This is a genomic window from Acidovorax sp. Q11 (genome assembly GCF_054950075.1).
This window is the reverse complement of record NZ_JBUDZG010000020.1, coordinates 1-21,051: the sequence shown is the minus strand read 5'-3', so window position 1 is coordinate 21,051 and position 21,051 is coordinate 1. Positions and strand designations below refer to the sequence as shown.

The window sequence follows — 21,051 nt, the reverse complement described above, 5'->3', positions numbered from 1 at the left end:
GTGCGTGAAAACAGGGTTCTAGAGATCAAAATTCGTGGGCATCATCACGACGTCGCGGATGGTCATGCCGCGCGGGCGGGTGAGCATGAAGAGCACCACGTCGGCCACTTCGGAGGCCTCGATGAGGCTGCCGCTCGCCTTGGCTTCGGCGAGCTTTTCCGCGGGCCAGTCGGCCAGCAGCGAGGTGATGACGGGCCCGGGCGAGATGGAGCCCACGCGGATGCCGTGCTTGAACACCTGGCGGCGCACGGTCTGCACGAAGCAGTTGACCGCCCACTTGGACGACGCGTAGACGGGCTCCCACGGCGTGGGGAAATGCGCGGCCAGCGAGCTGGTGACGATGATGTCACCCCGGCCACGCTCGATCATGTGGGGCAGCACGTTGTGCACGTTCTTCATCACCACGTTGACGTTCAAATTCAGCATGCGGTCGATGGCATCGGGGTCGGCATCCACCAGGTCGCCGCCCACATACAGCCCGGCGTTGGCGTGAAAGATCTCGAGCTGCCCCGCGAGCGCCAGCGTGCGCTGCAGCAGGCTGGCGCACTGCTTGGCATCGAGCAGGTCCAGCACCAGCGGCAAGGCGCTGGGGCCAATGGCGGCACACGCCTTGGCCAGCGCGGCCTCGTCGCGGTCGATCAGCACCACGCGCGCGCCGGCATCGGCCATGGCCTGGGCGCTGGCGAACCCGATGCCCGAGGCAGCGCCGGTGACCGCCGCCACCTGTCCTTGCAGGGTCTGCGCGGCACTCATGCTGCGTGGCCCGCCACGACGCGGCCGGCGGTGTCGAACCAGTGCGCGTGCGATGCATCGATGTCCAGGCTGACCGCATCGCCTGCGCGCAGGCCCGTGCGGTCGTTCTGGCGCGAGACGAACTGCGCGCCGCCGGGCGTGCTGACGTAGATCAGCGTCTCGGCGCCCAGTGCTTCGATCAGGTCCACCTGGCCGCCCACGGGCGTGGCGCCGGTGTTGCGCACGGTGATGTTCTCGGGGCGCAGGCCGATGGCGCCCACGGCGGCACCATCGCGGGCCGTTGGCGCCTGCTGCTGCACGGGCTGCGGCAGCTTGTCCACGGGCACCACGTTCATCTGCGGCGTGCCGATGAACTGGGCCACGAACTGGTTGGCGGGCTTGTCGTACAGCTCGAGCGGCGTGCCCACCTGCTCGATCACGCCGTCGCGCAGCACCACCACGCGATCGGCCAGCGTCATGGCCTCGACCTGGTCGTGCGTCACGTAGATGGTGGTGGCGCCCAGGTCGCGGTGCAGCTTGGCGATCTCCACCCGGGTCTGGCCGCGCAGCGCCGCGTCGAGGTTGGACAGCGGCTCGTCGAACAGAAACACCTTGGGTGCGCGCACGATGGCGCGGCCGATGGCCACGCGCTGGCGCTGGCCGCCCGACAGCTCCTTGGGCGTGCGCTGCAGATAGCTGGTGAGGTTGAGGATGCGCGCGGCGTTCTGCACCTTTTCGTCGATCACCTGTTTGTCGACCTTGGCGAGCTTGAGCGCGAAGCTCATGTTCTCGTACACGCTCATGTGCGGGTACAGCGCGTAGCTCTGGAACACCATGGCCAGGTCGCGCTTGCTCGACGGCTGGTCGGTGATGTCGCGGCCGTCGAGCATGAGCGAGCCGCCGTCGATGGCTTCGAGCCCCGCGATCAGCCGCAGCAGCGTGGATTTGCCGCAGCCCGACGGGCCGACGAAGACGATGAACTCGCCCTGCTGGATGGTGAGGTCGATGCCTTTGATGGCGCGGTGCTCGCCGAAGAATTTTTCGATGCCGCGCAGTTGAAGGTAGGCCATGGAATCGGGTTCCTGAAATCTTGATTGCGTTAGATAGGAAAGCAGCGCGTTACTTCACGGCACCGAAGGTGAGGCCCTGAACGAGCTGCTTCTGGCTGAACCAGCCGAACACCACGATGGGCGCAATGGCCATCAGCGACGCGGCGGACAGCTTGGCCCAGAACAGGCCTTCGGGGCTGGAGTAGGACGCGATCAGCGTGGCCAGCGTGCCGGCCTTGGCGGCGCTGAGGTTCAGGCTCCAGAAGGCCTCGTTCCACGACAGCACCAGGCACAGGAGGCCGGTGGATGCCAGGCCACCCATACCCAGCGGCAGCAGCACCAGGCGCACCTCTTGCCACAGCGTGGCGCCGTCCATGCGCGCGGCCTCCAGGATCTCGTGCGGGATGTCCTTGAAGTGCGAGTACAGCATCCAGACCATGATGGGCAGGTTGGACAGCGCGAACACGATGATCAGCGCGAGCTGCGTGTCGAGCAGGTGGCTCTTTTGCGCCAGCACGTAGATGGGCACCAGCGCGCCCACGGCGGGCATCATCTTGGTCGAGAGCATCCACATCAGGATGTCCTTGGTGTACTTGCCCTTGAAGAAGGCCATGGCATACGCCGCGGGCGCTGCCAGCATCAGCCCAACCAGGGTGGACAGCACGCTGGTGATGACCGAATTTTTGGCGTACAACAGGTAGTCGCTGCGCTCTTGCACTTCATGAAAATTCTCAAGCGTGGGCGTGAAGACGAACAGCGGCGGCACCGCGATGGCCTGCAGCTCGGTCTTGAAGGCCGTGAGGAACAGCCACCCCAGCGGAAAGAACAGCAGCAGGGCCACGCCCCAGGCGGCAGCGCTGCGCAGGGCCAGCAGCCCCAGCGGAAAGTTGGAACGGCGTCGTGTGGTGGTTGCAGTCATGTGCGTTGCCTCTGGTCTTATTTGTCGAGGTTCTTGCCGACCATGCGGATCAAAAACACGGCTGCGATGTTGGCCAGCACGACTGCGAACAGCGCCCCGGCCGAGGCCACGCCCGCGTCGAAGTTGAGCAGCGCCTGCTTGAAGATCAGGAAGGTGACGTTGGTGCTGGCATCGCCCGGCCCGCCGGCCGTGGTCGTGTAGATCTCGGCAAAGATGCTGAGCAAAAAGATGAGTTCGATCATGACCACCACGGCCACCGAGCGGCCCAGGTGCGGCACGTACAGGTAGCGCAGCTGCTGCAAGTAGTTGGCGCCGTCCATGCGCGATGCTTCCAGCTGCTCGTGGTTCATGCTCTGCAGCGCCGTCATGAAGATCAGCGTGGCGAACGGCAGCCACTGCCACGACACCATGACGATGACCGAGAACAGCGGGTGGTCGGTGAGCCAGTCCACCGGCGCCGCGCCGAAGAAGATCCACACCTGCGCGAGCACGCCGTAGATGGGGTTCATCATCATGTTCTTCCACATCAGCGCATTGACCGTGGGCATGACGAAGAACGGCGAGATCAGCAGCACCCGCACGATGCCCCGGCCCGGAAACGGCTCGTTGATGAGCAGTGCGATCGCCACGCCGAAGAACACCGTGATGAGGATCACGCTGCCCAGCAGCAAGACGGTGTTGACCACTGCGGCCCCGAACGATGGGTCGGTGACGAAGTACTCGAAATTCTCCAGCCCCGCAAAGCCCGTCTGGTCGGGCTGCATGAGGTTGTAGCGGATGAGCGAGAAGTAGATCGTCATCACCAGCGGCACGATCATCCACAGGAAGAGCGTGGCCATGGCTGGCGTGAGCAGCAGACGGGGAAGCAGGCGGCGGTTCATGGGAGCCTCAGAAAAAAGTCCAGCGGAAATAGGCGTTCAGTCGGCGTCGCGAGCGGGCCGAGGCGGGGTCGCTGTACCGCAGCCGTACTCTCGTACGGCGAGGAACACCGGCCCCGGATCGGCCCGCGCAGTAGCCGAATGAATGCCTATTTGTAGTAGCCAGCCTTCTTCATTTCGCGGTCAGCCGACACCTGCGATGCCTTCAGCGCCGCATCCACCGTAGTCTTGCCCGCCAGCGCCGCGCTCATCTGCTGGCCCACGGCGATGCCGATGGCCTGGAACTCCGGAATCGCTGCGAACTGCACGCCCACGTAAGGGCTCTTGGGCAGGGTCGAATCGGTCGGGTTGGCCGAGTCGATGGCGACCTTCTCGGCGGCGGCAAAGCGGGCGGCCTTCTGGAATTCAGGCGATGCGTAGGTGCTCTTGCGCGTGCCGGTGGGCACGTTGGCCCAGCCGTTGGTCTTGGCGACCAGCTGGATGTAATCCTTGCTGGTGGACCAGGTGATGAACTTCTGCGCGGCATCCACCTTTTTGGACCCAGCGGGGATCGCCAGATTCCACGACCAGAGCCAGTTGGCGCCCTTGGGCGTGTTCATGGTGGGAGCCTGGGCAAAAGCCATCTGGTCGGCCACCTTGGACTGCTTGGGGTCGGCCACGAACGACGCGGCGATGGTCGCATCCACCCACATGCCGCACTTGCCGGAGTTGGTCAACGCCAGGATCTCGTTGAAGCTGTTGGCCGACGAGCCGGGTGGGCCGTAGTTCTTGAGCAGGTCGACGTAGAAGGTGATCGCGTCCTTCCAGGGCTTGGATTCGAGCTGCGGCTTCCACTGCATGTCGAACCACTGGCCGCCGAAGGTGTTGACCAGCGTGGTCAGGAACGCCATGTTGTCGCCCCAGCCCGGCTTGCCGCGCAGGCAGATGCCGTACACGCCGTTCTTGGGGTCGTGCATCTTGGCGGCCAGGTCCTTGATCTGCGGCCAGGTGGGACGCTCGGGCACCTGCACGCCGGCCTTGTCGGCCAGGTCCTTGCGGTACATGAGCATGGAGCTTTCACCGTAGAACGGCGCGGCGAACAGCTTGCCGTCGATGGACAGGCCGCCCCGCACGGCAGGCAGCAGGTCGTCCACGTCGTAGGCGGCGTCGGTCTTCAGCTCCTGCAGCCAGCCCTTCTTGCCCCAGATGGGCGCCTCGTACATGCCAATCGTCATCACATCGAACTGGCCGCCCTTGGTGGCGATGTCGGTGGTCACGCGCTGGCGCAGCACGCCTTCTTCGAGCGTCACCCACTTGAGCTTGATGTCGGGGTTGGCCTGCTCGAAGTTCTTGCTGAGCTTTTGCATCTCGATCATGTGGCCGTTGTTCACGGTGGCAATCACGAGCTCGGTCTGCGCATGCGCAGCGGCGCCGCACAGCGATGCCGCCAGGGCAGCAACGGCCAGGGCCAGGCGGGTGTGTGGACGGGTGGAACGGGGCATCGGAACGTCTCCTGCGTAGTTGGTATGGATCTGCCATTCAACGCCGGTCGGATGGCTGGCATTGATGGCCTGAACGATACCGATGCTCTGATGCTCAGTTGATACTTTGAAAAGCCTCACACATACTAATTTTCGCCAGAATCTCAGGATTTATACCTATATCCATCAATTGGGTATGTGCATTGCGGGCCTGGGATGCCTGCCCTGGCCCTGCGGGGCGCTGTGCAAATTCGGCACAGGCGCGCGCCTCGTGCGCGCCCACTGTTTCCAAAACTGGAACAGTCAGTTTGCGACTAGATGGTTTTTCTCTGAACACCATCGGCGTACAGTTCAACCCATCGATGAGCCGAACCCGCAAGGCGACTCACCGAACCCGGTTCAGGATTGGTTTTTGACCCGGTTTTTTTGAGACGCTTTTTTAACTTCAAGGATTTTCATCATGAACAACACCGCACGTTTCCTCTCCATCGCCGCTGTCGCTGCTTTCGCCTCTTTTGGTGCCCACGCTGACGAAGCCGATGCTTCGCAGTTCGCTACCAAGTTCGAAACCAACCGCACCCGCGCCGAAGTGGCCGCCGAAGCCGCCACCGTGGCCCAGACCCGCAGCATCGAGCCCGCCGGTTCGCGTGTGGTGACCTACAAGAGCACCGCCGACCGCGCTGCTGTGCGTGCCCAGGCTGCTGACGCCGTGCGCACCGGCCAGATTTCTTACGGTGAGCGTGGTTGATTCTTCAGCGCCTGATTCGCTGAATCCACCGCCCTTCCTGTTTCGTATTGCCCAGTACATCCCTCTTTTTTGAATTTCATCGGAGTTTCACCATGAACAAGACCGCACGTTTCCTGTCCATCGCCGCTGTCGCTGCTTTCGCTTCTTTTGGTGCCCACGCTGACGAAGCCGATGGCTCGCAGTTCGCTCTGAAGTTCGACACGAACCGCACCCGTGCTGAAGTGGCTGCTGAAGCCGCTACCGTGGCCCAGACCCGCAGCATCGAACCCGCTGGTTCGCGTGTGGTGACCTACAAGTCCACCGCTGACCGCGCTGCTGTGCGTGCCCTGGCTGCTGAAGCCCTGCGCACCGGCCAGATCCCTTCGGGCGAATTCAGCGCCATGTAAACGGTTGACCGATTGACACAGTTGCGGGACTTCCCATGGTGGCGGCACTTCGCGCGGTGCGGGTGCTGCCACCATGTGGAAGTGTTTCCCCCCGACTCCCTGAAAGGGTGAAAGGGTTCCCGCATGGGAGCCCTTTTTTACATCCGGGAAAAGCTCAGGCCACCAGCGTCTTGAACATCACGTGGGCATCGACATAGCCCAGCGTGTGGTGCCGGAAGGCCCCGGGCAGCGTTCCCACGATCGCAAAGCCCAGGTGCTGCCACAGCCGCACGGCGCGCACATTGCTGGCCACCACCAGATTGAACTGCATGGCCCGAAAACCCATGGCCACGGCCTGCTGCTGGGAGTGCTCGCACATCAACGAGGCCACACCCTGCCCCTGCGCGGCAGGCGCCACCACATAGCCACAGTTGCACACATGGGCGCCCAGCCCGGCCTGGTTGGGCTTGATGAAATAGGTACCCCAAATCTCCCCGCCCGCGCCCAAGGCGACAAAGGTCGCGGCAGGCAGTTCTACCCAGGCTTTGTGGATCTCGGCCTCGGTGCTGTCAGGGGCAAAGGCATACGTGTCGCCGGCCTGGAAGGTGGTGCGCAGGATGGGCCATACGGCGGGCCAGTCGGCAGACTGGAAGGGGCGGATGGTGGCGGGAGTGGCAGGAGTCATCATGGCAGGTGCAAGGGATGGAAGGCGAGTCCCGCATTCTCCCGCTCCGCATAAAATCCGCAGTCGGCAACGGCCACCCCCTTGATGGCGGCGCCCCACTCTGAGTGATCGATCCCATGACCCAGCCTTCTGCCACCCCGGCAGCTCCTGCCTTGCTCGCCCGCCCCGCGCGCTCCCAGTACGAAGACTTCATGCGCCACGTGTTCACCCACGGCGTGCACAAGTCGGACCGCACGGGCACCGGCACGACCAGCGTGTTCGGGCACCAGATGCGGTTTGACCTGAAGGAAGGCTTTCCGCTGGTCACCACCAAGAAGGTGCACCTCAAGTCCATCATCCAGGAGCTGCTGTGGTTCCTGACCGGCTCCAGCAACAACAACTGGCTGAAAGAGCGCGGTGTGACCATCTGGGACGAATGGGCGCGCGAAGACGGCGACCTGGGCCCGGTGTACGGCGTGCAGTGGCGCAGTTGGCCCACGCCGGACGGCGGGCACATCGACCAGATCACCGATGTCATCCAAACACTCAAGACCAACCCCGACTCGCGCCGCATCATCGTGAGCGCCTGGAACGTGGCTGAGCTGCACAAGATGGCGCTCATGCCCTGCCACGCGTTCTTTCAGTTTTACGTAGCCCCGGCACAGGAGCCCGGCGGGCGCGGCACGCTGTCTTGCCAGCTGTACCAGCGCAGTGCCGACATCTTTCTGGGCGTGCCCTTCAACATCGCCAGCTATGCATTGCTGACGCACATGGTGGCGCAGCAGTGTGACCTGGATGTGGGCGACTTCATCTGGACTGGCGGCGACTGCCACATCTACAGCAACCACCACGAGCAGGTGCAGACGCAACTGGCGCGCACGCCCTACCCCTACCCGGTGCTGAACATCAAGCGCAAGCCGGACAACATCTTCGACTACGAGTACGAAGACTTTGACGTGGTGGACTACCAGTGCCACCCGGCCATCAAGGCGCCCGTGGCGGTGTAGCCGCTCGCTGCCCGCACCAGCACCGAAACCCGTTCCCGCAGGCCAGCGCAGCAGCGCTTGCCTGGCATCCATCACAACAACCTCCCCACACTTACCCATGTCTTCCGGCGGATTTCACGTACACGGCCCCCACGACCACGCAGTCGAGCATGCCACCCATGGCCACCACGGCGACCACGCTTCCAGCCATGGCGCGGAGGGCAATGGCTCGTCCATGAACAAGATCGCGATGTTCACCGCCATCGTGGCCACGGTGGGTGCCATCTTTGCCTACATGGGCGGGGCCACGCAGGCCAATGCCGGGCTGCTCAAGAACGACGCGGCCATCAAGAAGACAGAGGCCTCCAACCAGTGGAATTACTTCCAGTCCAAAAGCACCAAACAAAGCCTGGCCGAACTGGCACGTGACCTGACCCCCGCCGAAGCCGAAAAGGCCAAGTACCAGGGCAAGATCGACCGCTACGAAAAAGAAAAGAACGAGATCAAGGCCGTGGCCGAAAAGCTGGAGGCCGATGCCCATGCCTTCGACCAGAAAAGCGAAGCCCAGATGCACCAGCACCACCGCTGGGCCCAGGCCACCACGGCGCTGCAGGTGGCGATTGCCCTGGCTGCGATTGCGCTGCTGACCAGGAAGAAGTGGCTGGAATACGGCATGTACGGCGTGGCCGCCGTGGGCCTGGGCGTGGGCGCGCTCGCCGCCCTGCACATCTGACCGGATCAACCCCCACAAAGCACCGAGCCCCATGCCCCTGCACCTCATCTACGCCCGCGCCGCCAATGGCGTCATCGGCCGGGACAACCAGCTCCCCTGGCACTTGCCAGAGGACATGGCGCATTTCAAGCAGCTCACCCAGGGCTGCCCGGTGGTCATGGGTCGCAAGACCTGGGACTCGTTGTCCCCGCGTTTTCGCCCCCTGCCCGGCCGCACCAACATCGTGGTGACGCGCCAGGCGGACTGGCAGGCCGACGGTGCGCAGCGCGCGGCCAGCCTGGCGGATGCCCTGGCCCCGTGGGATGCTGGCCAGATGGTGTGGGTGATCGGCGGCGCGCAGATTTACGCCGAGGCCCTGCCCCTGGCCGACTGTGTGGAGGTGACGGAGATCGACAAAAACTTCGACGGCGATGCTTACGCCCCCACGCTGGGCGCGGCCTGGGTCGAGTCCGCACGCAGCAGCCACGTGAGCACCAACGGCCTGCCCTTCAGCTTTGTGACCTATGTGCGGGCGGCCTGAACACCACCGCCTCCGTTCACTCACTTATTGATAGCTACCAGCGCTTGATAGACGCGCGCTAAAGGCCAAAAACTTATGCAAATAGCCACCTGGAACGTGAACTCCCTGTCGGTGCGCCTGCCGCAGGTGCTGGCCTGGCTGGCCGCCAACCCGGTCGATGCGCTGTGCCTGCAGGAACTCAAGCTCACCGACGACAAATTTCCGCACGACGCGCTGAAGGAAGCGGGCTACGAAGCCGCCGCCTTCGGTCAGAAGACTTACAACGGCGTGGCCATCCTGAGCCGCCACCCGCTGCGCGACGTGGTGCGCAACATCCCCGGCTTTGGCGATGAGCAGGCCCGCGTCATCGCCGCCACGCTGGACACGCCAGCAGGCCCGCTGCGCCTGCTCAACGGCTACTTCGTCAACGGTCAGGAGCCGGGTTCGGAAAAGTTCGCCTACAAGATGCGCTGGCTGCAGGCACTGCAGGACATGGTGCGCGCCGAGATGGCCGCCCACCCGCGCCTGGTGCTGGTGGGCGACTTCAACGTGGCACCCGAAGACCGCGACTCGTACGACCCCGAAGGCCTGCGCGAAACCATCCATCACACGACCGAAGAGCGCAACCACTTCCAGGCGCTGCTGGGGCTGGGGCTGACCGATGCGTTCCGCATGTTCGAGCAGCCCGAAAAAAGCTTCTCGTGGTGGGACTACCGCATGCTGGGTTTCCAGAAAAACCGGGGCCTGCGCATCGACCACATCCTGGTGAGCGAGGCCCTCAAACCCACGGTGACGGGCTGCGTGGTGGACCGCGCCCCGCGCAAGAACCCGCAGCCCAGCGACCACACACCGGTGGTGGTGACCCTGGGTTGATTTGCTACTGATTCAATAGCTTTCAAGGTAATAGGGGCGCGCGCAAACAGCCTTTTTTTCTTGATTTTTGAATCACCAAAGCCAAAGAGCCCCTGGCAGCTTGCCGCTGCCAGGGGCTCTTTTCTATTCGGCTATCCGACTGTCAGGCGGGCGCTCACGCCTCGTCGGGTGCGTCCAGCCCCAGTTCCTGGATCTTGCGCGTGATGGTGTTGCGCCCAATGCCCAGGCGCTGTGCGGCTTCCATGCGGCGCCCATGGGTGGCTACCAGGGCCGTGCGGATCAGGCGCGACTCAAAGCGCCGCGTGAGTGCATCCCACACCTCCGGCTGGCCGCCCGCCAGCAGCTTTTGCGCTTCGGCTTCCAGCGCCTGCTCCCAGCTGTGGGCCGTGGCTGCGGGGGCCGCTACAGCAGCGTCGGCCGACCAGGACGGCACAGCGGCAGGCATGGACGCAGGCACCGGCCCAGCGGGGTGCAGCCCTCCTACCATTTCGGCGGGAGGCTGCGGCGCGGCGGGGGCCTGCACCACAGGCACCACAGCGGCCAGCGGCGCCACGGGCATGGATGTGACCGTGGCCGCAGGCTCGGCGCCCGCCGTTGCACGCACCGGCGGCTGGTAGACCGGCGCCTCCAGCACCTCGGGGGGCAGGTCTTGCAGGGAGATCACCTGCGCGGGTGCCATCACTGTCAGCCAGTGGCAGATGTTCTCCAGCTGGCGCACGTTGCCGGGGAAGGCGAACTGCTCCAGCCGCGCCAGTGCCGAATCGGCAATGCGCTTGGGTTCCACGCCCAGCTGCCGCGCGCTTTGCTGCAGAAAGTGGCGCGTGAGCATGGGCACGTCTTCGTGCCGCTCGCGCAGCGCAGGCAGGCGCAGGCGGATCACGTTGAGGCGGTGGAACAAGTCCTCGCGGAAGCCGCCTTCCTTGACGCGCTGCTCCAGATTCTGGTGGGTAGCGGCAATCACGCGCACATGGGCCTTGACGGCTGCATGGCCGCCCACGCGGTAGAACTGGCCGTCGGACAACACACGCAGCAAGCGCGTCTGCAGGTCAAACGGCATGTCGCCGATTTCATCGAGAAACATGGTGCCGCCCTCGGCCTGCTCGAAGCGGCCGCGCCGCTGGGTCTGCGCGCCGGTGAAGGCGCCGCGCTCGTGGCCGAAGAGTTCGCTCTCCAGCAAGTCCTTGGGGATGGCAGCCGTGTTGATGGCCACAAAGGGGCCGTCTGCCACGGGCGAATGCTTGTGCAGCGCGCGCGCCACCAGCTCCTTGCCCGAGCCCGATTCGCCGGTGATGAGCACCGTGACCTGGCTTTGCGACAGCCGCCCGATGGCGCGGAACACGTCCTGCATGGCGGGCGCCTGGCCCAGCATTTCGGGGGGCGCGGTCTGGCGCTCTTCGGTGACTTCTTCGCGCTGGCTTTCTTCCACCGCGCGGCGGATCAACTCCACCGCCTTGGGCAGGTCAAACGGCTTGGGCAGGTATTCGAACGCGCCGCGCTGGAAGGCCGACACAGCGCTGTCGAGGTCGGAATACGCCGTCATGATGATGACGGGCAGGCCGGGCTGCAGCTCACGCACCTTCTCCAGCAGTTGCAGGCCCGAGCCCCCGGGCATGCGGATGTCGCTCACCAGGACCTGGGGGCCCTGGCGGGCTGGGTCGCCTGCGGTGACATCGGCCAGTGCGCCCAGCACTTCGCGGGGGTGCGTGAAGCTGCGCGTGGGCAGGTTCTCGCGGGCCAGCGCTTTCTCCAGGACGAAGCGGATCGAGGGGTCGTCATCTACTATCCAGATCGGCTTCATATATTTTTCTTACCTTCCCTGTGGTTGCGTGTCAGGGACCATCGTGCGCTTTTAAGGCAAGGGGATCAGGATGCGGAAGTCGGTGCGACCCGGTACGCTGTCGCATTCGATCAACCCATGGTGGCGCTGTACGAAGGTTTGCGCCAACGTCAGCCCCAGCCCTGATCCGCCGTCCCGCCCCGACACCAGTGGATAAAAAATCCGTTCCTTGATGGCGTCGGGTACGCCCGGTCCGTTGTCGATGACATGCAATTCCAGTGCCAGCCGGTAGCGCTGGCGGCCGAACGTGACCTGGCGGGCCACGCGCGTGCGCAGCGTGATCACGGCATCGCCCGCAGCAATGCGGTCGGTGAGCGCCTGGGCGCCGTTTTGCACGATGTTCAGCAGCGCCTGGATGAGCTGGGCGCGGTCGCCCCGGAACTCGGGGATAGAGGTGTCGTAGTCGCGCTGGACCTTGAGGCCCTGAGGGTATTCGACCAACACCAGCGAACGCACGCGCTCGCACACCTCATGGATGTTCACGTCGCCCACCAGGTGCGGGTGGCGGTGGGGTGCCAGCAGCCGGTCCACCAGGCTTTGCAGGCGGTCTGCCTCGTGGATGATGACCTGGGTGTATTCGGTGAGCTCGCGGTTGTCGAGCTCCATCTCCAGCAACTGCGCCGCGCCCCGGATGCCGCCCAGCGGGTTCTTGATCTCGTGGGCCAGGTTGCGGATGAGTTCCTTGTTGGCCTGGGCCTGGTCGCGCAAGCGCTCTTCGCGGTCCTGGCGGGCCTGCTGCTCCAGCGGCCACAGCTCCACCAAAATTTCGCCCACCTGTTCGGCATCGGCCACGTTGACGTGCACGGGCACGGGCTCCTGGTGCAGGCGCTTCAAGCTGGCCTCGTAGCGCAGCGCGGCAAAGTCCTTGCCCCGGGCGCCTGCCAGGGCGGTCTGCAGCAAGGCGGGGTCGGTAAAGAAGGTGGAGAAGTCCGCGCCCTCCAGGGTGCGTCGCGACAGGCCCAGCGTGTTTTCCAGGGCTGCGTTGGCAAACTGCACGGCGCCATCGGCGCGCAACACAGCCACCAGGGTGGACATCAGGTCCAGCGAATGAAAACGCCCGGTGTCGGTGCCGGGGAGTTCAGGGGATGAAGGGACACTCACACGCAGGAGGGTTGTTGGTTAGTTGGCGGGTGCAGGCAGGCGGGCGATCTCGCGCTTAATGCCGGCGATGTCACTTTCGCTGCGGGCCACGCTGGCCTTGAGTTCGGCCGTGCGCTCCGTGTAGCGCTGGGGGTTGCGCAGGTCGAGCGCGTTGCGCTCAGGGGCGCCGTTGTTGTATTCCTTGACGAGGTCGGCATGGCGCGACTCGGCCTTGCGCAGCTCGGACTCCAGGATGGCGCGTGCATCGGAGTCGCGGGCCTTTTGGTCGTTGTTGCTGACCTTGGGCGCAGAAGAAGGCGACGTGGCCGCACCACCACCAGAGGAAGACGAGGGAGCAGGCGCCGCACCCGATGCAGGCCGGGTGCCCTGCACCACGGTGACATTGCCCCCTTCCACCAGCCTGCAGCCGCGCTCCTTAGCCTGGGTGGCGTTGTTGGTGTATTCGTTGCCGCAGCGGTAGATACGGTCTTGTGCCCAGGCGGCCGGGGCCGTGGAGGCAATGAGGAGCAGGGTGAAGAGCGTTTTTTTCATTCAGGTTCCTCGCATGGACATGCAGGAGAGAAAGGAGTATCCACCAATCGCCACACATCGCCAATCAAGCAAGGGCGGACCTGGGCAGGGGTTTATCCAAGGATGCAACACCCGCCACCTTGGTTCCGCCACGGGCCATGGAGATGTTTTCGGCCCCATAAAAAAAGGCGGCTTGCGCCGCCTTTTTCTGAGCAATGGTCTGCAGGCAGACGATTACAGCGAGTAGTACATGTCGTACTCGACAGGGTGCACGGCCATGCGGAAGCGGGTCACTTCGTTCATCTTCAGATCGATGTAGGCGTCGATCATGCTGTCGGTGAACACGCCACCCTTGGTCAGGAACGCGCGGTCCTTGTCCAGGTGCTCCAGGGCCTGGTCCAGGCTGTGGCACACGGTAGGCACCAGCTTGTCTTCTTCTGGGGGCAGGTGGTACAGGTCCTTCGTAGCGGCTTCGCCGGGATGAATCTTGTTTTCCACGCCGTCCAGACCCGCCATCAGCAGGGCTGCGAAGCCCAGGTAGGGGTTCATCAGTGGATCGGGGAAGCGGGCTTCCACGCGACGGCCCTTGGGGTTGGCCACGTAAGGGATGCGGATCGAAGCGGAACGGTTCTTGGCCGAGTAGGCCAGCTTCACCGGAGCTTCGAAGTGAGGCACCAGACGCTTGTAGCTGTTGGTACCGGGGTTGGTGATGGCGTTCAGGGCACGTGCGTGCTTGATGATGCCGCCGATGTAGTACAGCGCGAAGTCCGACAGACCAGCATAGCCATCGCCAGCGAACAGGTTCTTGCCGTCCTTCCAGACGGACTGGTGCACGTGCATGCCGGAGCCGTTGTCGCCGTGGTAAGGCTTGGGCATGAACGTGGCGGTCTTGCCATAGGCGTTGGCCACGTTGTGAATCACGTACTTTTGCAGGATGGTCCAGTCGGCGCGCTCCACCAGCGTGCTGAAACGGGTGCCGATTTCATTCTGGCCAGCGCCCGCCACTTCGTGGTGGAACACTTCGACCGGGATGCCCAGAGATTCGAGAATCAGGGACATCTCGGCGCGCATGTCTTGCGTGCTGTCAACGGGAGGCACGGGAAAATAGCCGCCCTTGACGGTGGGACGGTGGCCACGGTTGCCGCCTTCGAGCTTGGCGCCGGTGTTCCAAGGGGCTTCGTATTCTTCGATTTCGTAGAACGTGTTGTTGGGCTCGGTGCTCCAGCGCACGCCGTCGAAGATGAAGAATTCTGGCTCGGGACCGAAGTAGGCGGTGTCGCCCAGGCCAGAAGCCTTCAGGTAGGCTTCAGCGCGCTTGGCGATGGAGCGGGGATCGCGGTCGTAGGCCTTGCCGTCGGTGGGCTCGATCACGTCGCAGGTCAGGATCAGTGTCGTTTCTTCGAAGAAAGGATCGATGTTGGCCGTGCTGGGATCGGGGATCAGCTGCATGTCGGAGGCTTCAATGCCCTTCCAGCCGGCAATCGACGAACCGTCAAAGGCGTGGCCCGAAATGAACTTGTCTTCGTCGAAGTGAGAGACGGGCACCGTGGTGTGCTGTTGTTTGCCACGGGTATCGGTGAAACGGAAGTCAATGAACTTGACTTCGTTTTCCTTCACCATCTTCATCACGTCTGCAACGGTCTTGGCCATCAGGTTCTCCTGGGTAAAGCGCTTGTTGAAAAAAGATTTTGCCGAAATAAAAGCAGTTTGCGTGCCAGCCGAGTGCACTACCGCACTATGAAGGAGCGCCGCAGACTACGGGTTGGCACGGCATCTGCCCAAAAGCACCAAAACAGTGCAATCCATGGATCGAGCCTGAACATCACAGGTTGCGCACCAATTCGGGGCCGCAGTTTGCACCAAATTCGTGCAATCCTTTTTTCAGCTCCTGCCATGCGGCAGGAACCGACGGTGCAGGCCCTTTGACGCCCAGCTCGATATGCCGCCCGTATTGTGGATGATCCACGCTGGGCAGACTGAACACCCGCACCTGCGGGTGCATTTTTTCGATGCGTTCCATGAGAGGCGTCAACGCGGCCTCCATGGCGCCATAAACCACCACCGACTGCTCGGTCTGGGGCGTGCTGTTGAAGAATTCCGCGTAGTGCCGCTCCAGCACCCCTTCGATCATGGGCCAGGCCATCACGGGAAAGCCCGGCACAAAATGCACGGCCCCTCCGCCAGCCCCCTCGCAGCTGAAGCCGGGGATCTTGTTGTAGGGATTCGGAATGATGCGGGCCCCTGCCGGAAACACCCCCATGTTGAGCCGGTGGACGTTATCTGGTCGGTCGGCCTCGTAGGGTACGCCCTGCTCCCGCGCCACGTCCTGCATGCGTTCGCGGATCAGGGCCTCGGCCTCGGGGTGCAGCAGCAGTTCGCGCCCCAGGGCGCGGGCGGCACACTGGCGCGTGTGGTCGTCGGGCGTGGCGCCAATGCCCCCGCACGAGAACACCACGTCGCCCGATGCAAAGGCGCGCTGCAGGGTCGCCGTGATGCGGTCAGGGCTGTCGCCCACATAGTCCGCATAGGCCAGCGACAGGCCCCGTGCCGCCAGAAGCTCGATGACCTTGGGCATGTGCTTGTCGGCACGTTTGCCCGACAGGATTTCATCGCCCACGATGATGAGGCCGAAGGTGGGGGTCATGGTGCTGGATTCTCGGAGGACGAAGATGGGGCCGCAGGCAAGGCGGCCGCAGAGGATGCGGCGGGCAACGCGGGTGTTGCTGCTGCGGCAGGAGGCCCAACGGCATCCACCACGTTGGCGGTGGCCGCCAGGGGCGCCAGCCCGGCAGATTCGGCCCGCAGGCGCTGCAGTGCCGCCAGGCCGTAGTGGGTGAACCAGAGCGACGAGAACGCGAACACCAGGGTGTAGATCCAGATGGCCAGCGGAACCAGGATGAAAAAAACCGCCGCAAAAACGACCCCGGAGGCCCAGACAATGCTGGGCGCCGCCCCCAGGTAGCCGGTGATGATGCCGATGCCCAGCAGGCTGCTGCGATGGCGGCGGAATATCTCCTGGCGCTCTTCCTTGCTGGCATGGTCGGCCAGAGCATCAAACACCATGACCCGGTAAGTGAGCCAACCCCAGATCAAGGGTGGCAGCACCAGCACAAGCGGCGGCACCAGCCACAGTGGAACCGACACCACCAAGGCCACCAGCGCCAACAGAGTGGAGCCCACCGACCAGGCCACGCTGGCGATGAAGGAGCCGCCCTTCTTGCGCTCCAGGTTCGGAAAGCGCCGGTCGGCCACCAGTGCGACCAAGGCGGGTGTCATGAGCACCGCCACTGCCAGCAGCGATACCACCACCAGCACAGGCGCCACGGCCAGCACCACCATCAGGGGCGCCATCACGGCCGTCACATCCCCCAGGCCCCAGCCCTGCAGCCAGCTCCAGACGCTGGCGAGCAACGTGGAGGCGTCCAGCATCGCGCGCATGCCCTGGACCGCCGCATCCCAGTAGAAATAACCCAGGCCCAGCGCCAAAGCCACCATCAGCAGCAACGGCAAGACCGACAGGGCCACAACACGCGGCCGCAGGCAATAGACCGCAGCGCGCCAGAAAGAGTCAAGCAGAAGTCCCATGTCGACAAGCATACCTTGGGTGCCTATGGGAGGGAGACAAATCAGGCTTTGCCGAACAACCTCAGCACGCCCCGCCATTGCTGGGACCAGAACCCCTGGCCGTAGTCGCGCAACCGCCCTTTCGCATCGGGCTCGACCTGGTCGCGCACGCCGGTGGGGTCAAAGCGCCATTCGAAGTTGGCCGTGCGCATCAGCATGTCCCACCAGGGCAGCAGCACCCCGAAATTGTGGCCGCCCAGAACCACACGGGGTCCTTCGGACTTCGTACCGTCGGCTGCAGCCACCGCAGGCTTCACCGTCTCATGGCCAATGCCAATGCTGTGGTGCAGTCGGTGGAAACGTGGGCTGACCCACAGGCGCTCGCCCCAGCGGCCAAACCACAGACGCACATTGGCATGCTGAAAGCTCTCGCTGAGCTGGGTGATGGCCACAATGGCAATGAACTGCCCCGGGGCCACGCCAATCGCCTGCGCAACAACCACCAGAATCGTGTCCCGCAGCAGGTCGTCGAGCAGGTGGTTGCGGTTGTCGCTCCACATGGTCATCTGCTGCTGCGCATGGTGCAGGGAATGCAGGCGCCACCACCATTCAAAGTGGTGCTGGCCCCGGTGGATCCAGTAGTCCACAAAATCGAACACCACCAGGTACAGCAGCAGGCTCACCCAGGGGATGTCCGTGATCCCCGGCCAGACACCATCCAGCTGGAAGGTGCTGACCCCCGCCACGCGCAAGGCGCCAAACAGGGAGTCGGCCAGCGGGTCCACCGTGAAGAACAAGGCCAGGCGGAACACGCCCAGCCGGTGGATCAGCGTATAAAGGATGTCGGTGCGGATGGTGGCTCGGTTGGTCACTGGCTCCACCGGCCACAGCCGCTGCATCGGGCCGATCACGGCCACGATCACCGCCAGCTGGAGCAACCCCACCAGGAGCCAGCCTGCAGCCTCATAGCCAGTCTCCAGCACGCTGCTCAGGCCCAGCGAGAACATCAGCGGCTGCAGCACACCCTCAAACAGCCATTGCTGCGCGCCATCGAACCAACTGCCCAGAGATCCCATCACGTCATGCTCCCTTGCCTGCGCTGCAACAGGCCACGCAGCAAGCGCCTGCATCGGCATCCGCGCAACCCACCGCCCTGTTGTCCATCAGCGGGCCACCCCGTACTGGGGGTGCTCCCGCAAGGTCCGAAAGCAGAAACCCTGCTGCTTGAGGCCCACAATCAAGGGCTCCAGCACGGTCGGCGCCCAGGGGTCCTTGCGGGACCAGATGCCCAGGTGCGCCAGAAGAATGTCGCCGCTGCGCACGTCACGCAGGGCCTTGCGCAGCAGGGCCGCATTGCTGGCGCTCTCGCTGGGCAGTTCATCCCCCAGAAAACCTGCGGGCGACCAGCCCACATGCGCATAACCGCAGGCCTGCGCGGTGGCGATCAGCTGGGGGGATGTTTTTCCTCCGGGCGCGCGGAACAGTGGCAGCGGCGCCTTGCCCGTCACCACCTTCAGGCGATCGGCAGCACGACCAATCTCCGCGCAGTACTCGGCCGCCGACATCTGAAAATTCTGCCCCTCCCGAGGGCCCGCAGAAGGGCGCACGCGAAACATCGGGGCTTGCGCCGTGCCTACATCCGCACGCCAGTAGGTGTGGTCCCAGGTGTGCGAGGCGAATTCGTGGCCCTCTGCCGCGCGCGCACGCCACCAGGGTGCCCAGTGTTCACCCAGGCTGCCATCGCCTTGCTTGGTGCGTTCATTGGCCGCAAAAAAAGTCACCCGCACCTGCTGGCGGTTCAACACTTCGGCCACCAGAGGCGCCACCTCCATGTGACCGGTGTCGAACGTCAAATACAGGGGTTTCTTGCAATCATTTTGGGCGCTTGCGCCCGATGGACATGCGGCAATTGCTACAAATAGTATAGCAAACTGCCACCCCAATGTTGGTTTGTGGCCCAGCCTCGCGCCCATGGCCTCCACCCTCGTCCTCAACGCGGTGCGTGGTGCAAGGTCCAGACGCCGTGGGGCGACTTGCCCACCGTGACCTGCCGCACGACCTTCTTGGCTTCGGTATCCACCACCGACAGCTTGCGGGCCCAACGCGAACTCACGTAAATGAAGCGTCCATCGGCAGACACATCCATGCAGTCGGGGCCACCCGGCACGGGGTACGACTCCACCACCTGGTAAGTTGTCATGTCGATCTTGCTGATGGAATTGGCCACGCGGTTGCTCACGTAGAGATGGCGGCCATCCCCTGCAGCGCGGAATGCATGGGCCCCGTTGCCGGTCTTGATCTTCCGAATGCTCACCGGCTCACGCCCCGAGACATCAAACACTTCGACACTGTCGCTTCCGGTCAAGCCGACAAACAAGCGCTTGTCGTCGGGGCTGCCGTACACATCCGCCGGCATGGTGCCGGTCTTGATACGCCATTTGATGGTCTGGGTGGCGAGGTCCATGGCCACCAGCTCATCGCTGTCCTGCATGGTGGCGTATACCGTGGTGCTGCGGCTGTCGATCCACAGATGGCTGGGCGTGCGCGATGTGGCTACACGCTGCACCAGCGTCAGGTCCTTGCCATCCCAGCGATAAAAGTCCACATGGTTGAGGCGATTGGCGGCGGTGATGAACCACTTCATGTCGGGGCTGAAGCGCAGGTGGTACGGGTCCACAATGCCGCGCACCGTGCGCTGCACCTGGGCCGTACGCGGATCGATGAACGTCAGCGTGTCGCCCAAGGCATTGGCCACGATCACCGACTTTTCATCGGGTGTCAGGTAGAGGTGGTGCGGCTCTTTGCCGGTGGGAATCCGGGTCGTCTCCGTCCAGGTCGCCGGGTCAATGACACTGACATTGGCCTCCAGCGAATTGAGGACAAACAGAGGCGGCACCGCAGCCACCGCGCTCCCCATGGACAGCCACAGCCCACACAGGGCAACACATGTACGTGCAATCGAAAAAATCTTCACAGAGCCACTTTCAACACAGCCTGTGAGTGTAGCGTCCCGCCCACCCGCACTCGGCGATTGCAGGAGTAACGTAGCGCGTCAAGCATGAACATTGACCAAGGTCATGCGCCAACACGCTCTTTGATCGGCTCGCCCTGCCCAGCCCTGCCACCCAGCGCGGATGCGCCGATGCGCGGCCCCAGCCTTCAGGCAACTTGGGTCAACAGCCGCATCTCATCTTCACCGAGCCAGCGCCAGGCACCAGGCGCCAGGTCAGCAGGCAAATCCATGCCGCCAATTCTGGAGCGATGCAGCCCTTCCACCCGGTTTCCCACGGCAGCCAGCATGCGCTTGACTTGGTGGTACTTGCCTTCTGTCAGGGTCAGGTTCAGGCAACGGCTGGCAACCACCTCGCAACCTGCAGCGCGAACCGGCTTGGGATCGTCATCCAGCACCACCCCTGCCAACAATTGAGTCACCTGAGCGCTATCCACCGGGTGCTTGGTTGTGACCTGGTAGACCTTGGGAACATGCTTTTTAGGCGAACTCATGCGGTGAATGAACTGTCCGTCATCGCTCAGCAGCAGCATGCCGGTCGTATCCTGGTCCAGGCGCCCCACCGCCTGAACCCCTTGCACCGCACTCTTTGTGGGTCGCTGCCGCAATGGCGCGGGCAACAGGGTGTAGATGCTAGGGTAGGTGGACGGCTTCTGGGAACATTCGGTCCCGGCAGGCTTGTGCAACAGCACATAGGCCTTGGCATGGTAGGGCCAGTCAATGCCCCGAACCCGCAAAACCAGCCCTTCGGGGTCGTAATCAGAGGTTGCATCGGTACAAGGGCGATATTCGCACTCACCCGCACTCACAGTCGGCTCACGCACAGCCACCCAACCTTGTTGCACCAGTCCAGCGCAGACGCGGCGTGTGCCAAACCCTTGGGAATACAGAATATCTTGTAGTTGCATGGCAAAAGCAGAGTGAATCAGCGAGGCGCTATGAGAGTCAAGGCAATCCAGTTATTGCACATGCCTCTAAGCAAAATTGTGCCCCTGCAAAGCAAAAAACCCCAGTCTTGATGAGACTGGGGTTTTCTGGGCTGTAAGAGCCTGACGATGACCTACTTTCACACGGGAACCCGCACTATCATCGGCGCAAAGTCGTTTCACTGTCCTGTTCGGGA

At 63.7% G+C, this 21,051-nt stretch carries 22 protein-coding genes; 6 read left to right on the top strand and 16 right to left on the bottom strand.

All coding sequences use genetic code 11. The annotated features are described in order from the left end of the window. Positions 1 to 18 precede the first annotated feature (18 nt). The 5 genes from ACYZGB_RS15720 to ACYZGB_RS15700 form a co-directional block, all read right to left on the bottom strand. A complete protein-coding gene (locus ACYZGB_RS15720) occupies positions 19 to 753 on the bottom strand; it encodes an SDR family oxidoreductase (protein WP_462389586.1) in 735 nt (244 codons plus the stop codon). Further along, positions 750 to 1,802 (bottom strand): ABC transporter ATP-binding protein, encoded by a 1,053-nt coding sequence (locus ACYZGB_RS15715; protein ID WP_462389585.1) that lies wholly within the window; start codon positions 1,800 to 1,802, stop codon positions 750 to 752. Before ACYZGB_RS15715 ends, ACYZGB_RS15720 begins: the two co-directional genes overlap by 4 nt. Before the next feature lie 49 nt (positions 1,803 to 1,851). Then, entirely contained in the window at positions 1,852 to 2,700 is an 849-nt protein-coding gene (locus tag ACYZGB_RS15710) for a carbohydrate ABC transporter permease (RefSeq protein ID WP_462389583.1), read from the bottom strand. A 17-nt stretch (positions 2,701 to 2,717) separates the two neighbouring features. After that, entirely contained in the window at positions 2,718 to 3,581 is an 864-nt protein-coding gene (locus ACYZGB_RS15705; RefSeq protein WP_056163511.1) for a carbohydrate ABC transporter permease, read from the bottom strand. Positions 3,582 to 3,727: 146 nt separating this feature from the next. Further along, positions 3,728 to 5,059, bottom strand: a complete 1,332-nt coding sequence (locus tag ACYZGB_RS15700) for an ABC transporter substrate-binding protein (RefSeq protein WP_462389581.1) — start codon at positions 5,057 to 5,059, stop codon at positions 3,728 to 3,730. Positions 5,060 to 5,498: 439 nt separating this feature from the next. On the opposite strand from ACYZGB_RS15700, the gene ACYZGB_RS15695 reads away from it, so the two are divergent. Both ACYZGB_RS15695 and ACYZGB_RS15690 read left to right on the top strand, forming a co-directional pair. After that, entirely contained in the window at positions 5,499 to 5,786 is a 288-nt protein-coding gene (locus tag ACYZGB_RS15695) for a DUF4148 domain-containing protein (protein WP_462388874.1), read from the top strand. A gap of 92 nt (positions 5,787 to 5,878) precedes the next feature. Further along, the gene (locus ACYZGB_RS15690; RefSeq protein ID WP_462389579.1) at positions 5,879 to 6,172 is read left to right on the top strand and encodes a DUF4148 domain-containing protein; all 294 of its coding nucleotides are present in this window, start codon (positions 5,879 to 5,881) and stop codon (positions 6,170 to 6,172) included. A 154-nt stretch (positions 6,173 to 6,326) separates the two neighbouring features. On the opposite strand, the gene ACYZGB_RS15685 is transcribed toward ACYZGB_RS15690, so the two are convergent. After that, a complete protein-coding gene (locus ACYZGB_RS15685; RefSeq protein ID WP_462389577.1) occupies positions 6,327 to 6,839 on the bottom strand; it encodes an N-acetyltransferase family protein in 513 nt (170 codons plus the stop codon). A gap of 113 nt (positions 6,840 to 6,952) precedes the next feature. Here ACYZGB_RS15685 and ACYZGB_RS15680 point away from each other — a divergent pair, with 113 nt between their 5' ends. The 4 genes from ACYZGB_RS15680 (at position 6,953) to xth (ending at position 9,906) form a co-directional block, all read left to right on the top strand. Beyond that, complete coding sequence (locus tag ACYZGB_RS15680) at positions 6,953 to 7,822, top strand: thymidylate synthase (protein WP_462389575.1); 870 nt, start codon at positions 6,953 to 6,955, stop codon at positions 7,820 to 7,822. 97 nt (positions 7,823 to 7,919) lie between these two features. After that, entirely contained in the window at positions 7,920 to 8,534 is a 615-nt protein-coding gene (locus tag ACYZGB_RS15675) for a DUF4337 domain-containing protein (RefSeq protein WP_462389573.1), read from the top strand. A gap of 31 nt (positions 8,535 to 8,565) precedes the next feature. Further along, positions 8,566 to 9,054: a dihydrofolate reductase gene (locus ACYZGB_RS15670; protein ID WP_462389572.1), complete on the top strand. Its 489-nt coding sequence runs from the start codon at positions 8,566 to 8,568 to the stop codon at positions 9,052 to 9,054. A 75-nt stretch (positions 9,055 to 9,129) separates the two neighbouring features. Continuing rightward, the gene (gene xth / locus ACYZGB_RS15665) at positions 9,130 to 9,906 is read left to right on the top strand and encodes an exodeoxyribonuclease III (protein ID WP_252661563.1); all 777 of its coding nucleotides are present in this window, start codon (positions 9,130 to 9,132) and stop codon (positions 9,904 to 9,906) included. 154 nt (positions 9,907 to 10,060) lie between these two features. Here xth and ntrC read toward each other — a convergent pair whose 3' ends face one another. From ntrC to ACYZGB_RS15615, 10 genes are all read right to left on the bottom strand, one after another. Then, positions 10,061 to 11,704: a nitrogen regulation protein NR(I) gene (gene ntrC, locus ACYZGB_RS15660; RefSeq protein WP_462389570.1), complete on the bottom strand. Its 1,644-nt coding sequence runs from the start codon at positions 11,702 to 11,704 to the stop codon at positions 10,061 to 10,063. A gap of 51 nt (positions 11,705 to 11,755) precedes the next feature. After that, complete coding sequence (gene glnL / locus ACYZGB_RS15655; RefSeq protein ID WP_137745198.1) at positions 11,756 to 12,778, bottom strand: nitrogen regulation protein NR(II); 1,023 nt, start codon at positions 12,776 to 12,778, stop codon at positions 11,756 to 11,758. An 84-nt stretch (positions 12,779 to 12,862) separates the two neighbouring features. Then, a complete protein-coding gene (locus ACYZGB_RS15650) occupies positions 12,863 to 13,375 on the bottom strand; it encodes a hypothetical protein (RefSeq protein ID WP_462389569.1) in 513 nt (170 codons plus the stop codon). Between the two features lie 213 nt (positions 13,376 to 13,588). Then, positions 13,589 to 15,004, bottom strand: coding sequence for a type I glutamate--ammonia ligase (gene glnA, locus ACYZGB_RS15645; protein ID WP_462389567.1), 1,416 nt, complete (start codon positions 15,002 to 15,004; stop codon positions 13,589 to 13,591). A gap of 172 nt (positions 15,005 to 15,176) precedes the next feature. After that, a complete protein-coding gene (locus tag ACYZGB_RS15640; protein ID WP_462389565.1) occupies positions 15,177 to 15,998 on the bottom strand; it encodes a competence/damage-inducible protein A in 822 nt (273 codons plus the stop codon). Next, positions 15,995 to 16,939: an EI24 domain-containing protein gene (locus ACYZGB_RS15635; RefSeq protein ID WP_462389563.1), complete on the bottom strand. Its 945-nt coding sequence runs from the start codon at positions 16,937 to 16,939 to the stop codon at positions 15,995 to 15,997. The genes ACYZGB_RS15640 and ACYZGB_RS15635 overlap by 4 nt, the downstream gene beginning before the upstream one ends. 41 nt (positions 16,940 to 16,980) lie before the next feature. Then, positions 16,981 to 17,994 (bottom strand): sterol desaturase family protein, encoded by a 1,014-nt coding sequence (locus tag ACYZGB_RS15630; RefSeq protein ID WP_462389671.1) that lies wholly within the window; start codon positions 17,992 to 17,994, stop codon positions 16,981 to 16,983. 87 nt (positions 17,995 to 18,081) lie between these two features. Further along, positions 18,082 to 18,891 carry a polysaccharide deacetylase family protein gene (locus ACYZGB_RS15625; RefSeq protein WP_462389561.1) on the bottom strand — a complete coding sequence of 270 codons (810 nt, stop codon included), beginning with the start codon at positions 18,889 to 18,891 and terminating at the stop codon, positions 18,082 to 18,084. Positions 18,892 to 18,908: 17 nt separating this feature from the next. Next, on the bottom strand, positions 18,909 to 19,892 hold the full coding sequence (locus ACYZGB_RS15620; RefSeq protein ID WP_462389559.1) for a YncE family protein: 984 nt from the start codon (positions 19,890 to 19,892) through the stop codon (positions 18,909 to 18,911). Positions 19,893 to 20,077: 185 nt separating this feature from the next. Then, positions 20,078 to 20,836 carry a 16S rRNA pseudouridine(516) synthase gene (locus ACYZGB_RS15615; protein WP_462389557.1) on the bottom strand — a complete coding sequence of 253 codons (759 nt, stop codon included), beginning with the start codon at positions 20,834 to 20,836 and terminating at the stop codon, positions 20,078 to 20,080. Positions 20,837 to 21,051 lie beyond the last annotated feature (215 nt).